The organism is Tumebacillus sp. BK434 (genome assembly GCF_004340785.1).
GTDB lineage: Bacteria > Bacillota > Bacilli > Tumebacillales > Tumebacillaceae > Tumebacillus_A.
This window is the reverse complement of sequence record NZ_SLXS01000001.1, coordinates 154,463-168,631: the sequence shown is the minus strand read 5'-3', so window position 1 is coordinate 168,631 and position 14,169 is coordinate 154,463. Positions and strand designations below refer to the sequence as shown.

Below are 14,169 nucleotides of genomic sequence, written 5' to 3'. Positions count from 1 at the left end.
CTCTTCTCAACTCCTTATTGCTCTGACCGCGTTGCGTACGTGTTGCAAAGTCAGCCGGGGCAGCCCCCATTTGAAGATCCCGCTGAAAAACCCGATGCCCCAGCTCAGATGCAGGGTCAGATACACCACCGGCAGCACCGGCAGCCAGCGCAGCCCTTTGGCTGCCGAAGCGGCGAGCGCGGCGAGCAGATAGAGGGCGGGCGGCAGTGCGCCGAGCACCGGCAGCCACCAGGCGGTCAGCGCCGACACCGCAAGCCCCAGCACCAACAGCGGCGCGGCCAGCTGCCGCCAGCGCAGCGAGTCGGGATGGGCGACAAGCGTTTTTACTTTCCAGTGCCCATAGCGGAAATACTGCCGGGCCAATGCTCCGATCCCCTCGCGCACATAATAGCGGCAGCGGATCGCAGGCGAGAGCAAAATCTTCCCTCCTGAGCGGCGCAGGCGGTAGTTCAGCTCGTAGTCCTCGTTGACTTCCCACGCCGCTTGAAAACCTCCCAGCCGCTGCAGCGTCGTTTTGCGCCAGACGCCGGGAAAGATCGTATCCACCCACGCTTCCTGCACCGCCGTCCGGTATTTGGCATCTCCCGCTCCAAACGGCGAGGTCACCGCCAACGCGACCGCCTTGCCAAAGGGGGTGCGCCCGGCCGCTTCCAGCACTCCGCCGACATTGTCCGCGCCTGAGGCGAGCAGCAGCGTCACACAGCGGCCGATGTAGTCGGCCGGGTATTCGCTGTGCGCGTCCATCCGCACGATGATCTCGCCCCGGGCAGCCTGGATGCCCAGGTTCAGCGCCGCCACCTGCAGCTGCCGCGGATTCTCCAGCAGGCGCAGGCAGGGATAGCGCGTTTGATAGCCGGCCAGAATCTCCAGCGTACGGTCGGTGCTGCTTCCGTCGATCACCAGCACCTCCAGCCGTTCGAGCCCGTAGTCTGTCGCGAACAGGGAGTCCAGGCACCCCGCCAGATACGCCTCTTCATTGCGCACCGGCATGATCACCGTAACGAACGGCATCAACATGTTGTTCACCTCCCGCATCGGCGGTCAGCACCGCCGCCAACAGCCAGAAAAACGGATTGTATAAAAACGAAAACGCAAACATCATCGGCAGCAGCAGAAACCACATCTGCACCCACGGCAGGCGGTCGGCCAAAGCCAATTTTTGTAGAGCTTTCAAGCTGACGAACAGCGCAAACAGCCCCCAGAGCAGCAGGCCGACAAATCCGGTCTCGACCAGCAGATCGAGGTAGGAGTTGTGCGAGTACATCCCCCCGAGCAGCTGCTCCGTGCCGCGCAGCCCTTTCCCGAGCCAAAAGTCGCCCGTGCCGTTCGCCAGCAAGCGGTCCCACAGCTCGAACCGGCCCGATTTTTCGAGCAGGCCGAAGCGCTTCGTGATCAGTTGCACGAGATCGCCTTGCAGCAGCGACCAGATCCAGCCTGCCACAGCGACGACCATTATGCTGGCGCCGATCGACTTGAGATAGCCTGCAACCCGCCCCCCTTGCCGAAACAAAAGCGCCGCCGTCAGGACCAGCAGGGCGCTCACCGCAAAGGCCAGAAAAAACGTCCTCGAGTTGGCGGCGACCAGCGACAGGCCGATCACGCCGATGCCAAGCCACCTCGTGTGCGACCGCAGCGCAAAGCCGATCAGCAGCGGCACGGCCATGTAGATCGCATAAAAATTGGGGTCTTCCGCCAACCCGACCAGCCGCATCACCCCACCCTGATCGAGCACATACCCGATGCCGGGCCGCCAGAGATCGGGATCCCAAGCGATCACTTGCAAGTTGCCAAGGGCGCGGAAAAAAAGGGCCAAGGCGAGGACGGCGATCCCGGTGCCGGTAAGAAACAGCGCGCGGTTGAGTCTGGCCAGCGACTGCACCTGCCCGAGCAGCGTGCCGACGACGAGAAACAGCACGACGTTGCGCAGCATGATCCCATACATGCTGAAGCCCCGCAGCGGCTGCGGCGAGCGCAGCGCCTCGATGCCGATCCACGTGCAAAAGAGCAGCATCAGCACGATCCCGATCATCAGGTCCCGCGACACGTTCACCCGGCCCCGCGCCGCATAGATCAGCCACCACACAAACACAGGCACGGTCAGCACATCCCACGGCGCGATCGAAAAGCCCCCTTCCACGAACAGCACGCGCACTCCGGAGAGATGCAGCGCCAGCCAGATCAGGAACAGTGCAAGAAACGCGATGCGTCCCGGCGTCAATACCAGACTCTCCCGTAATGGAGTTTCAGATAGTGGACGGCCGCCCTGTTCAGTGGCATGCGCTTGGTTTTGCGCAGTTCGCGGATGCCCGCCCAGAACCCGGTCAGGTAAGCGCCAAACGCCAGTTGTCGCCCGGCCTGCAGGGCGTAGATCAGCAGCCAGACCAGCAGATAGACCGGCACGGCGAGCGCGGGCAGATATTTGTAGGCGAGGAAAAAGCGGTTGCGCACATGATGGTGCAGCTCCGCCCCGCGCCGCTTGCCGACCACAGACTGGGCGGGATAATGGTGGGCGATCACATCGGGCAAGTACTGGATCGCAAAGCCCGCTCCGATTGCCCGATACGACAGGTCGAGCTCCTCTTCGCCAAAAATCAGGCCTTCGTAATACGGTCCGCAGATGTCGATCACTTGTTTGCGGATCGCGTGAAAGCCGCCGAGGAAGTACGAGCAGGTCTGCGCCGCCTCAGGCAGTCCGGGCCGCTTGTTGCGCCAGCGGCGGCTGAACGGCACGAGCAGCTGCTGCGCGCCGTTTTGGTGATCGATCACTTTCAAGGCCAGAATGCCGGTAAACGGATGTTTCTCCAGATGGCGCACGATCCGCGTCATTGCCCCGGAATCGTCCAGCATCGCATCATCGTCGATGACCACATACACGTCGCCTGTTGCCTGCCGCATCAGGAAGTTGCGCCCGGCCGCCACGCCGAGCGGACGCGAGGAGCGGAACAGACGCAGGCGCTCGTCGCTGACGTATTGATGCAGCCGTCCGGCCAGCGGTTCTGCCGAGTGGTCATCGAGCAGCAAGATCTCCAGATCGGGGTAATCCTGCTCCAGCACCGTCTCCAAACAGCGCATCAGCTGCCAGAACCGGTCGCGCGTCCCGATCAGCACAGACACTTTCATGTTTCCTGCCTCCTCCGCCAATACTGAATCTTCACAAGCCCTGTCGCCCACAGCATCCCTGCATACACCGCTCCGCCTGTCACAGCTTGCAGCAGCAGAGCCGGTGCGCCGCGCATCGGCAACAGCGGGTACAGCGCTCCCGCCATCGCAAGCGTCGCCAAGGCCACTTTTGCCGCGTCTTTCCAAGGGACTCGCAACGGAAAAATCGGCCGCGCCAGCAGCCAGGTCACCGCGAGTGCGGCCCCGTACACGATGCAGGTCGCATACACCGCCCCCAGCGCGCCGACGCTGCCGGCCAGCCACCACGTCAGCGGCAGATTGAGCAGGGCCGCCAGCACGGTGGGCAGGATCAGGCGGAGCGTTTTTTGCTGCAGTTGAAAGGCGCGGTTGAGGCTGTATTCCTTGACGCTGAACAAAAGCGCCGCCAGCGCCGCCCACGGCATCAGTGCCGCCGCGCCGTGAAACGCGGGGCCAAGCAGCGTCTCCGCCAGATTCGGGGCGAGCAGGCTGAGCCCGACGGTGGCCGGGAGACCGATGCCGAGCAGGAGCAGGAGCACTTTTTCCATCTCCCGCCCGGCCGCTTGCAGGCCGGACTGTTCGAAAGCTCGAACGAGCAGCGGCGACGCGGCCAGCCCGACCGTGTACGTCAGCAGCCCCACCGTCTGTTTGGCGAGATCGTAACCGACGGCGTACATCCCGGCCTGCCCGGCCCCGAGTAGCAGCCGGTTGGAACTGCTCACCACAAGCTCCATCGAAAAGGCTGCCGTCAGCGGCAGTCCGTAGCGCAGGAGCTGCCGAAGCAGCGCCCGGTCGAACTGCCGCCAGCGCAGATGGCGGAAGATCTTCGCGCTCTGCCAGAGCACAGGCGCTGTCAGGCCGATGAACACGCCGCCAAGCACGCCCCAGATGCCGGTTCCCAAGTAGGCGAGCGTCCCGCCGATGCCGACCGACAGCAGCGCCTTCGCCATCATCTGCAGCCCGTAGCGTCCCGGGCGCAGTTCCGACCGCAAGAGTTCCAGCTGCAGTTCAAACCACGCCTGCCCCCAGAGCAGCAGGACGCCGCAGCCGACCAGCGCTTGCAGCATCGGATCGGCGAGCCGCCCGATCACGAGACCGCCTGCAAGGCCGGTCAGCGCGACCAGACCGAGATAACCTGCACACAGCGTCGCCAGGAACCCTTCGCGCCGCGCCGCCTCCACCCCCGGCCAAAAGCGGATCACGCCAAGCCCGAGCCATTGGAACAGCAAAGCGTTGAGCAGCGCCGCTCCGGCGATCACGCCCGCGTACTGCCCGTATTCGCTCTGACTGAGCAGCCGGGTCAGCCAAGCGACGGCGGCCACTTGGAGCAGCCCCGGCAGTCCCCGCGCCAACAGGTAAAGCAGACTGTGGCGCATCAGCATGGAAACGACCGCCGTTCGCCCGCGTTTGCAAACAAGATCAGCTCCGCCCGCTCGCGATACCCGGCCGCTTCTTGCAGATCGAGCGCAGCCAGCTTCAAGTAGGCGGCGCGCAGCTCCGGGCGCCTGTTTTTCAAATCATGTGCGTCGCTGGCCACGAGGTGGGCAAGCCGGCTTTGGAAAAAAGACAACGCGGTGCGCTGCAGGGTTTTCCCCATCTGCCCGGTCACGCTGCCTGCCGTCAATTGGGCCAGAACGCCGTACTCCTCGCTCCACGCCGCCAGACGCCAGGGCTGTTCCTGCAGCACCAGGTTGCGCTCCGGATGCGCCAGAATCGTCGTGATGCCGCGATCTGCCAGATCGTCGAAGATCCGCTCCATCACCCGCGGCACATTGCGAAGCGGCAGTTCCAGCAGCAGGTAGCGTCCTTGATCGCCGAGCGTCATGATCTGCCCGGCGCGCAGTTGGTCGATCAGCTCCGGATGTATGTGGACTTCGGAGCCGGGGTGCAGGCGCAGCGGCACCTGTGCTTCCAAGAGCTGCTGCTGCAGCCGTTCGACCGCTTTCCGGACCTCGTCTGCCGAATGGCGGTACACGCCATCCTCCGTGTGCGGCGTCGCCACGATGTCGGTGATCCCGTCGTGCACAGCAGCCCAGGCCATGTGCAGCGCCGTGGACGCATCGCGCGCCCCGTCATCAAGGCCGGGCAGGATGTGGCAGTGCAGATCAATCATGCGGGTCACCTTCCGGGGCGGCATAGTAAGAGTAGGCCGGCTCGCTCCGCTTGCGCTGCTTGCCGTTGAGCACCGCCCCGATCACCTGTGCGCCGACGCGCTCGAGCAGCCCCTTGGCCTGCTGCAGTTGGTCGCGCGCCACCTCACCGCTGCGCACGACGAACAGCACGCCATCACAGAGCGTGGACAGCACCTGCCCGTCGGTGACCGGCAGCAAGGGCGGGGAGTCGATCAGCACGAGGTCGTAGCGGATGCGCAGGTCGGACAGCAGGCCGCGCAGTTTTGGCGACCCGAGCAGCTCGGACGGATTGGCGGGGATCGCCCCGGCGGGGATCACATCCGGCCCGGCCGCGCTCGGCAAGATCACCTCTTCCGGCGCCACGCCTTCGCACAGCACTTCGGTCAGCCCGATTTGCCCGCCAAGATGAAACACATGGTGCAAAGTCGGCTTGCGCAGGTCGCCGTCGATCAGCAGGACGCGCTTGCCGGCCTGTGCCATCGTGACGGCGAGGTTGGCGAGCACCATCGATTTGCCTTCACCGGCCAAGGTCGAGGTGACGATCAGCACTTTGACGTGTTTGCCCGCTTCATCGTATTGGATGTTGGTGCGCAGCGTTCGAAACGCTTCCGCCACCGCCGAGCGCGGGTCCTGCCTGACCACCACACGATATCCGGAGCTCCCTTTCTGCTCGAAAAAAGGGATCGCGCCGAGCGCGGGCAGTTGCAGCAACTGTTCCGCCTCCGCCTCTGTCTGCACCGTATTGTTCAGAAACGCAAGCAGTAACGCCAGCCCCGCGCCTGCCATCGCGCCAAGCACGAGAGCGACCGCCATGTTCAGATACGGCTTGGGACGCACCGGTTCCAGCACGTCGGAGGTCAACTTGGCCGTATCGAGAATGGACACGTTGTCGACTTGCATGATCCGGCCGAGATTTTCCATAAAGACGGCCGCCATCGCGTTGGCGATCGTCACCGCCTGCTTCGGGTCATGGTCGGTGACGGTCACCGCGGTCAGTAGCGATTCGCTGGACGAGCGCACGCGGACGTTTTCCAACAGTTCCTGTTCGGTCAGGTCAAGGCCGAGGCGTTCGATCACCGCCTCGGCGATCATCCGGCTTTGAAAAATTTCTCCGTACGTGGTGACGAGCTTCTGGTCGGTGAGCAGATCGTTGTAGGCGATTCCTTTCTCCGTCTGCTTGCTTTGCACCAGCAGGGTTGTCGTCGCTTCATACTCCGGCTCCAGCACCAGAAAGCTGCCCGCACCGGCCAATCCGACTGCCAGCAGCGTCACCAGCACGATCAGCAGCACCCGCTGCCGCAATACCCGCCCCATCTCCGCAAGGCCCATCTCCATCGTTTGCACGACTCCTTTTTTCAAAGCTTGTTCGATATACAGAACCAATACATATTCCACTGTATGAACCAGGCTCCCGACACATTCCGACAGCATTTCAGATGCACAACGCAAAAAAGCCGGCTCCGTTAAAGAAGCCGGCGCAATCCCCTTACCCTACGCGGTTATCGTCTAATTGAATTGTTGCTTCGGCAACCTATTTTATCTCATTTGAAAAAAGCGACCCTGCTATGCCAAGGGTCGCTTTTTCTTAACAGATATCAAAATTGTCGCCGTACTTCGAACGGATTTCCAGAATCTCATCCAAGCTCTCGAAGAAAACATCGACCAGCTGCGGGTCAAAATGCCGGCCGCGCTCTTCACGGAAGAGGTCGAGGATGCGATCGAGCTCCCAGGCTTTTTTATAGGGGCGATCGCTGGCCAAGGCATCGAAGACATCGGCGACGGCGGTGATGCGGCCGTACAGATGGATCTCCTCCCCTTGCAGGCCGTGCGGGTAGCCGGTGCCGTTCCACTTTTCGTGGTGCTCGATGGCGATGGTGGCGGCCGCTTTCAGAATGCGGCGCTTGGAATTGTTTAGCAGCTGATAGCCGATCGTCGTGTGCGTTTTCATCAGCTCATATTCGTCAGTCGTCAGCTTGCCCGGCTTGTTCAGGATCGCGTCCGGGATCGCCACTTTCCCGATGTCATGCATCGGCGACGCCGTCTTGATCAGCTCCGCCTCCTCTTCGCTAAGACCGAAGCGCAGCGCCAGGATCTTCGAATACTCCGCCACCCGCTTCACATGGTTGCCCGTCTCCTTCGACCTCGTCTCGCCGACTTCGCCCATCGTGAAGATGATCTCTTTTTGCGTCTCTTCGATCTCGTGCGCCAACATCGCCGACTCCAGCGACTTGCCCGAATAATAGGCCGCCAACGTCAAATGCTCCAGATCTTTCTGTGTAAACTTTCCCGCCGCTGTCATCTTGTTGATCGCCTGAAAGGCGCCCATCAGACGCCCTTCATTATCCCGGATCGGGATCACCAAAATCGACCGCGTCCGATACCCGGTCTTCTGATCGACCACCGCATGAAACCGGTCATCCTGATACGCATCATCGATGATCACCGCTTGTCCCGTGCGGATCGTATGCCCGGCCACGCCCGAATCGACCGGGATGCGCAGTTCGCTCACATCGTGCGCCACCGTCGTGCGCAGCTCCTGGCGCTCTTCATCGAGCAGCCACAACGTGCAGCGGTCGGCGAGGATCATCTCCCGCCCCATGTCGGCCATCAGCATCAAAATGTGGCCGAGCCGCTTCTCCGCCGTAATCTTCGCGATATAGTCAAAGATGATCTTCAGCATGGTTTCCGGATTGACTTCTTCCCGTACCGCCAAAAGAGGGTCTCCCATGTCTCTCTCACACCTTACATGTCAACATCTCAGAATCTTGCTCCTCTTCTAGTCTACCACGCTGATCTTCAATCTGAACAGTGATATTTAACGAACCATTCACATCACTCTTAACGACAATAGTTATACATACTTATCTACCAAATAAAGCACAAGCAGATGCAGCACATTGTCGGTCACGATCGACAGCCAGGGCAGCGGCTTGCCCGTGTTGATCGTCTGCACGTACCAGTTGACCAGTCCCGTGCGGTCGAGCAGGTAATGCGTTCCGTAGACCAGCAGGGCATGAGGCCAGTCCCACCAGCCGGTAAAAGCGAGTACGCAGAGCGTCCAGATCAGACAATGCAGATTGCAGGCCAGTTCGCCGCGCCAAGTCTTTTGCTTTTTGTTGTATGCCATCCAGTCGTTTTGGAGCAGATAATCCCCGACCAGATGGCCGATCAGCCAGTCCATCCCGCTACGCCCCCGCTTGCGCCCGCAGGGCGAAATACGTCCAGCCTGCGGTCACCATATCGAAGATTCCCACAAAGATCGCGACCTTCGGAAAGACCCCGGTCAGCACGAACAAGGCGCAGAACGCAAACACCAGCGGCCGCGTGTACACCGTCCACCACATGAACTCCGACTGGTCTTTGCGCGCGGCGGCAAAATAGTAGATCGCCAGGAAAAGCGCCATCATTCCGGAAAAGCGGATGAACACCGAAGCGTCGCCCGGCTCGCCGATCCCGATCAGTTCGATCACCGTATTCGGCCAAAAGAGACAGCTCATGCTCAAGCTGAGCAGGTAGATGCCAAAGACAAACATGCTTTTCGCTGCACTGGTCATGTTTTCGCTCCCTCGTTGGTCCAATATTCGTCATACCCAAAGTCCAGACAATGCAGACAGCGCTCCACATAGACTTCGGCGCATTTGTCGTCCGGGTTCTGGCGCAGACACTCGTCAAAAAGCGCTTTGGCGCCGATGAAGTTCTGCTCCTGATACAGCAGATACCCTTGCTCGAACAGCTCTTTCGTGCGCAGTTTCCCGTCCCGCACCGCCGGCGGATCGGCGTCAAACACCTCATAGACCGACACCGCCTCCGACTTGCCTTTCACTTTCACCCGGTCGATGATCCGGATCGAGTAGCGCCCCGGATCGCGCAGGCGCGACAAGGTCTGCTCGGAGATCAAGAGCTGCACGCGGTACCGCTTGGTCAGCCCTTCCACCCGCGAGGCCAGGTTGACCGCGTCGGAGATCACCGTCGAATCCATCCGGTTGTCACCGCCGAGCGTCCCGAGCATCAACAGCCCGCTGTTGATCCCGATGCCAAGCCCGATCTCCTCCGCTCCCCGCTGTCTGCGCTGCTCGTTGAAGGCGGTCAGCGCTTTCAGCATCGACAAGGCGGCGCGCACCGCATCGTCCGCGCTCTGATCGAACAAGGACATGATCGAATCGCCGATAAACTTGTCGATGAACCCGTGGTTCTCGGTGATCGACGGCTCCATCCGGCTCAGAAAATCGTTGAGGAACTTGAAATTCTCCTCCGGCGTCATCCGCTCGGACAGCGTCGTAAACGAGCGAATGTCAGAAAACAACACCGTCATCTCCGTCTGCACGTGATCGCCGAGCCGCACGTCGATGATGCTTTTCTTCTCCAAAAAGCGCAGGAACTGATGCGGCACAAACTTGCCATACGCCCGGCTCAGCTCGACCTGCTGGTTGTACAGTTTCGCGTTTTCGATCGAAACGGCGATCTGCGACGACAGCAGGCTCATCACTTCCAGGCGCGAGGCGGTAAAGGCGTGCGTGGTCAGATTGTTCTCCAGATACAGCACGCCGACCAGCCTGCCTTGGTTCACGATCGGCATCGCGAGGAGCGACTTGGGCTTTTTAAGCAGAAGATACGGGTCTTTCGCAAACATGTCGGCGTCCGCCGCATCGTGCAGCACGACCGGCTCGCGCATCCGGCGCACATATTGGATCACCGACGGCGCCACGTTCGCGCTGTTGCGGTACGGCGTGCCTTGCAATACGCGCACGGCGTCGTCCCCGGTCGACTTCTCCGCTTCGATCAGCAGATCGCCTCCCTGCTCGATCAGCAAGACGCCTTTTTCCGCCCCGGCGTTTTCGACGACGATGTGGATCATGTTTTCCAGCAGCTTCTCGAGGACGATCTCGCCGGAGATCGCCCGCGCTGCTTTCATGACGGTGAGCAGATCGATCTTCTGCACAGCATTGCCGCCCGTTGCGCTGATGCTGCTCTCGCCTGCCGCCGCCACTTCCAGGCTGGTCTCATGCTCCAGCCTGGTCGCGAGCAGATGCGGGTAGCGTGCTTCCAACTGCTTCACTTTCGCGACGGCGCCCCAGCGCAGATAGCCGTAGACCGCTTCTGTCATATACGTTTTGGCGATTTTATGCGTGCCCCGCCCGGCGTAGAACTTGGCCGCACATTCCGCAGCCAGCGCGGCGTTGTTCGCGAACTCATAGAGGGTCGCCGACTCGATCGCCAGGTCATACAGGCGCATCGCCTCCTGCTCGCTGCCTTTCAGGCGCTCCATCTCCGCCCGCACGAGCATGTATTTGTGCTCGGTGTTGTGCGGAGCGTGACGGGCCCACTTTTTCAGCTTGCGGAGATTTTTCTTCAGCTTTTTCCAGTACGCGCGCTGCTCCTGCGCCGGAACGTTGCCATAATCGGCCGCCAAGCTCAGCGAATCGTAAAAATAATGCTCCGGCACATGCGGCTGGGCCATCGAGGCGGAGATGATCTGCTCCGCCTCCCGGGACCAGCGCACCGCTTCGCCCGGCTGCTCGTACAGGTAACATAGTTTTGTTTTTACCATATAGTACCAGTTAAGCTGATGCAGTCCTTCCTCCGCCTGCAGCCGCGCCAAATAGGCGTCCTCCTGAAAATCCTCATCGGTCAGGCTCATCAGGCCGTCGGTGCGCCCGAGCAGATTTTGCACGAACGCTTTCAAGATCAGATAGTTGCTGACATGGTCGCGCAGCTTGGCCCGCTTGGCGAACTCAAGATAGGTGCGGACATCGCGGTCGATCACGGTGAGCTGCTCGCCGTGGATGACCATGCAGTTGATCATCTGCAGCACTGAGAAAAAGGCTTGAATCAAGTCGCCCGATTCCATCGCGTTCTGATGCGTCTCGCGAAACAGCCGGACGGCGTGCTGAAGATGCTCTTTCCAGTGCATCGAGAACAGGGCAAATGAAAAATCGCTCTTATGCCGGAGCGGCGCATAGTATTTGTCATTGACCTGCCGGGCCAGTTTGCCATAGCGGTAGCCGTTCTCGACATCGCCGAGGAAGTTGCCGATCATCACGCCGTAGCCGCCATAGGCGATGCTGGAGGCGAGCGAATTGCCATGCTTGACGGTCATGTTCAGCACTTTCAGGTTGAGCAGGGCGAATTGCTGCGGGTTGACAAAATAGAAGGCGGTCGCGATGTTGAACACTTGCTTCATCGCCTCGTCACGGTACGGGTCTTTGACCAGCGGCAGGTGCAACAGCTCCGTGACCGTTCGTTTGCGCAAGTTCCATTTTGCCTTCATCAGCTCCCAGAGCAACGAGCCGATGCCCGTTTCGTCGTTCAGCTTGATGCCGAGCAGCCGGACGCTTTTCAGTCCTTGCCGGATCGCTTCTTCATATTGTCCGAGGTTGATCAGGAGCTGGGTCTTGATGTGGTAGACGCGGACCTGCTCCAGCTTCGTCTTGGCGTTGGCGAGGATCAGGTCGAACAATCGCTCAGCCAGCTCGAAGTTGCCGCAGAGGTACTCGACTTCGGAGCGCTCCAGGTTGAGCTCGAGCGTCAGGTCGTAGTGTGTGTCCCACGCATCGTCCGGCAGCAGTTCCGCACCTTGGGCGAGGTATTTCAAAGCCGGTTCATAGGCGGTCGACGCTTTGGCCCGCTTGCCTGCGATCAGGTTGAGGCGGACGAGCTGCATCTGCTCGTGGCGGGACTGGATCAGCTCGACACCTTCGTTCAAGTGGTTGACCATGTCGAACAGGCGCTCTTCCAGCTCCGGCTTGGCGGTGCAGGCGAGCAGCAGGCGGCCGATCCCGAGATGCACCTCTTTGCGCCTTGCCTCGGTCAGCAAGGCATAGGCGGCCTGCTGGACGCGGTCGTGCAGGAATTTGAACGAGACGTTAAACTCCTCCCCTTCGGCGCGTCCTTGGCTGTACAGCAGCTTGTAGTCGGTGCCGACCGGCACGAGCAAGCCTTCCTGCAGCGCGGGCCACAGTTCATCGGCGGCGAGCGAGACGCTTTTGCCGGCTGTGTGCGCCAAAGTCTGCAGGTCGAAGGAACTGCCGATACAGGCGGCGACCTGCAGCATCTGCTGGGTGTCTTCCTGCAGCTCCTGAATCTTTTGCAGCATGAATTCGACCACGTTGTCGGTGATGTCCACGCCGCCGATCTGCGCTTCGTCCCAGACCCAGCGCCCTGCTGCCGAGTCGAAGGAGATCATCTGCCGGGCGTGCAACGCCTGCAGAAATTGCCGCGCGAAAAACGGGTTGCCGTTCGTCTTTTGCAAAACGAGCTCTGTGAGCCGCTGCACTTGCTCCGGCGCCTGGCCGAGCGTGTCGGCGAGCAGTTCGCCCATGTGTTCCGGCCGGAGCGGGCGCAAGGTGATCTGCCAGTATGGGCGCTGCTTCTGGTCGAGCAGATCCAGCATCCGCATCAGACGGTGGCCGGCGGTGACTTCGTTGTCGCGGTACGCGCCGATGCAGAGCAGATGAGACGATGCCGCATCGCTGAGCAGATATTCGATCGTCGTCAGCGACGCCGGGTCGGCCCATTGCAGGTCGTCAAGAAACAGCACCACCGGGTGCTCGCGCTTGCAAAAAACGCTGAGCAGCTTTTGCATGGTCAGCTGGAAACGGTTTTGCGTCTCTTCGGGCGGCAACTGCTGTACGACAGACTGGCTGCCGATGATCAGCTCCAGCTCCGGGATCACGTCGGTGATCACCGCGCCGTTGTTGCCGAGCGCCTGCAGGATCGTGTCTTGCCAGCGCTGGATGTCCTCTTCGCTTTGGGTCAGCAGCTGGGCGATCAGGTTTTTCATCGACTGGATCAAGGCGTGGAACGGAATGTGCCGCGTAAACTGGTCGAACTTGCCGGTCAGGAAAAAGCCGTTTTCCTGCACGACCGAAGCGTGGATCTCATGGACGAAAAACGACTTGCCGATGCCCGAAAAGCCGGACACGAGCAGCAGTTCGCTCGTGCCCTGGGCGGCGCGGTCAAAGCAGGCGCGCATCGCGGCGATGTCCTGGCCGCGCCCGTACAACTTTTCCGGGATGCGAAAAATTTCTGACTGATCCGACCTGCCGAGCGGAAAATCGCCGATCACGCCATACTCCTGCATCCGGCGGCGGCAAGTCTCGAGGTCCGCCTTCAAGCCAAACGCGCTCTGGTAGCGGTCTTCGGCGTTTTTGGCGAGGCAGCGCATCACGATGTCAGACACCGCCTTCGGGATGCCGATGTTCCATTCATACGGCGCTTGCGGCTGCTTGGCGATGTGGCAGTGAATCAGCTCGACCGGGTCGGCGGTCACATAGGGCGGCTGTCCGGTCAGCATTTCATAGAAGGTGACGCCGAGCGAATAAAAGTCGGTCCGGTAGTCGGTGACGCGGTTCATGCGGCCGGTCTGCTCCGGCGACATGTAGGCAGGCGTCCCTTCGAGCAGCTGCGGATTGACCATCTCCGTCTTCTCGCTGATGAGCAGCGAGGCGATCGAAAAGTCGGTCAGCTTCACGATGCCCTGCTCCGGCGCGACGATGATGTTGTGCGGCTTGATGTCTTTGTGGATGATCTGCCGCTGGTGCAAAAAGCCCAACGTCTCGGCCAGCGAAATGGCGATGTCGAGGAACTGGGTCAGGTTGAGCCGCTTTTGCCGCAAGAGATGGGCGAGCGACTGGCCGCCGAAGTCTTCCAGCACCAGCACGACGCCGTTGCCCTGTTCGCAGAGCGTAAGCGGACGCACGATGCCGTCGCAGTCGAGACCGGCTGCGATCTCATACTCGCGCCTCCAGCGGATCACGTCCTGCAAAGGGGGATATTCGGTTTTCATCGCTTTTAAGATCGCGGTCTGGCCGCCGTCCGCAGCCCGGCCACGGTAGATGACCGATTTGCTGCCCTCGGCGATCTTTCTCGTGATCTGGTATCCGGCGATCGAATACATGCA

10 protein-coding genes are annotated in these 14,169 nt (G+C 61.0%); all 10 read right to left on the bottom strand.

Annotation, left to right across the window (positions count from 1 at the left end):
* Positions 1–6: 6 nt before the first annotated feature.
* Positions 7–1,017: a glycosyltransferase family 2 protein gene (locus EV586_RS00875; protein WP_165898136.1), complete on the bottom strand. Its 1,011-nt coding sequence runs from the start codon at positions 1,015–1,017 to the stop codon at positions 7–9.
* Positions 974–2,218 (bottom strand): O-antigen ligase family protein, encoded by a 1,245-nt coding sequence (locus EV586_RS00870; RefSeq protein ID WP_132943202.1) that lies wholly within the window; start codon positions 2,216–2,218, stop codon positions 974–976. Before EV586_RS00870 ends, EV586_RS00875 begins: the two co-directional genes overlap by 44 nt.
* The gene (locus EV586_RS00865) at positions 2,215–3,120 is read right to left on the bottom strand and encodes a glycosyltransferase family 2 protein (RefSeq protein ID WP_132943201.1); all 906 of its coding nucleotides are present in this window, start codon (positions 3,118–3,120) and stop codon (positions 2,215–2,217) included. Before EV586_RS00865 ends, EV586_RS00870 begins: the two co-directional genes overlap by 4 nt.
* Positions 3,117–4,520, bottom strand: a complete 1,404-nt coding sequence (locus EV586_RS00860) for a lipopolysaccharide biosynthesis protein (protein ID WP_132943200.1) — start codon at positions 4,518–4,520, stop codon at positions 3,117–3,119. The genes EV586_RS00865 and EV586_RS00860 overlap by 4 nt, the downstream gene beginning before the upstream one ends.
* Positions 4,514–5,251 (bottom strand): tyrosine-protein phosphatase, encoded by a 738-nt coding sequence (locus tag EV586_RS00855; protein WP_132943199.1) that lies wholly within the window; start codon positions 5,249–5,251, stop codon positions 4,514–4,516. Before EV586_RS00855 ends, EV586_RS00860 begins: the two co-directional genes overlap by 7 nt.
* Positions 5,244–6,665, bottom strand: coding sequence for a tyrosine-protein kinase domain-containing protein (locus EV586_RS00850; protein WP_165898135.1), 1,422 nt, complete (start codon positions 6,663–6,665; stop codon positions 5,244–5,246). Before EV586_RS00850 ends, EV586_RS00855 begins: the two co-directional genes overlap by 8 nt.
* A gap of 190 nt (positions 6,666–6,855) precedes the next feature.
* Positions 6,856–7,998 (bottom strand): HD-GYP domain-containing protein, encoded by a 1,143-nt coding sequence (locus EV586_RS00845; protein WP_132943197.1) that lies wholly within the window; start codon positions 7,996–7,998, stop codon positions 6,856–6,858.
* Positions 7,999–8,121: 123 nt separating this feature from the next.
* Positions 8,122–8,451, bottom strand: a complete 330-nt coding sequence (locus EV586_RS00840) for a DUF3307 domain-containing protein (protein ID WP_132943196.1) — start codon at positions 8,449–8,451, stop codon at positions 8,122–8,124.
* A gap of 4 nt (positions 8,452–8,455) precedes the next feature.
* The gene (locus EV586_RS00835) at positions 8,456–8,824 is read right to left on the bottom strand and encodes a hypothetical protein (protein ID WP_132943195.1); all 369 of its coding nucleotides are present in this window, start codon (positions 8,822–8,824) and stop codon (positions 8,456–8,458) included.
* Entirely contained in the window at positions 8,821–14,166 is a 5,346-nt protein-coding gene (locus tag EV586_RS00830) for a protein kinase domain-containing protein (protein WP_132943194.1), read from the bottom strand. Before EV586_RS00830 ends, EV586_RS00835 begins: the two co-directional genes overlap by 4 nt.
* Positions 14,167–14,169: the final 3 nt, after the last annotated feature.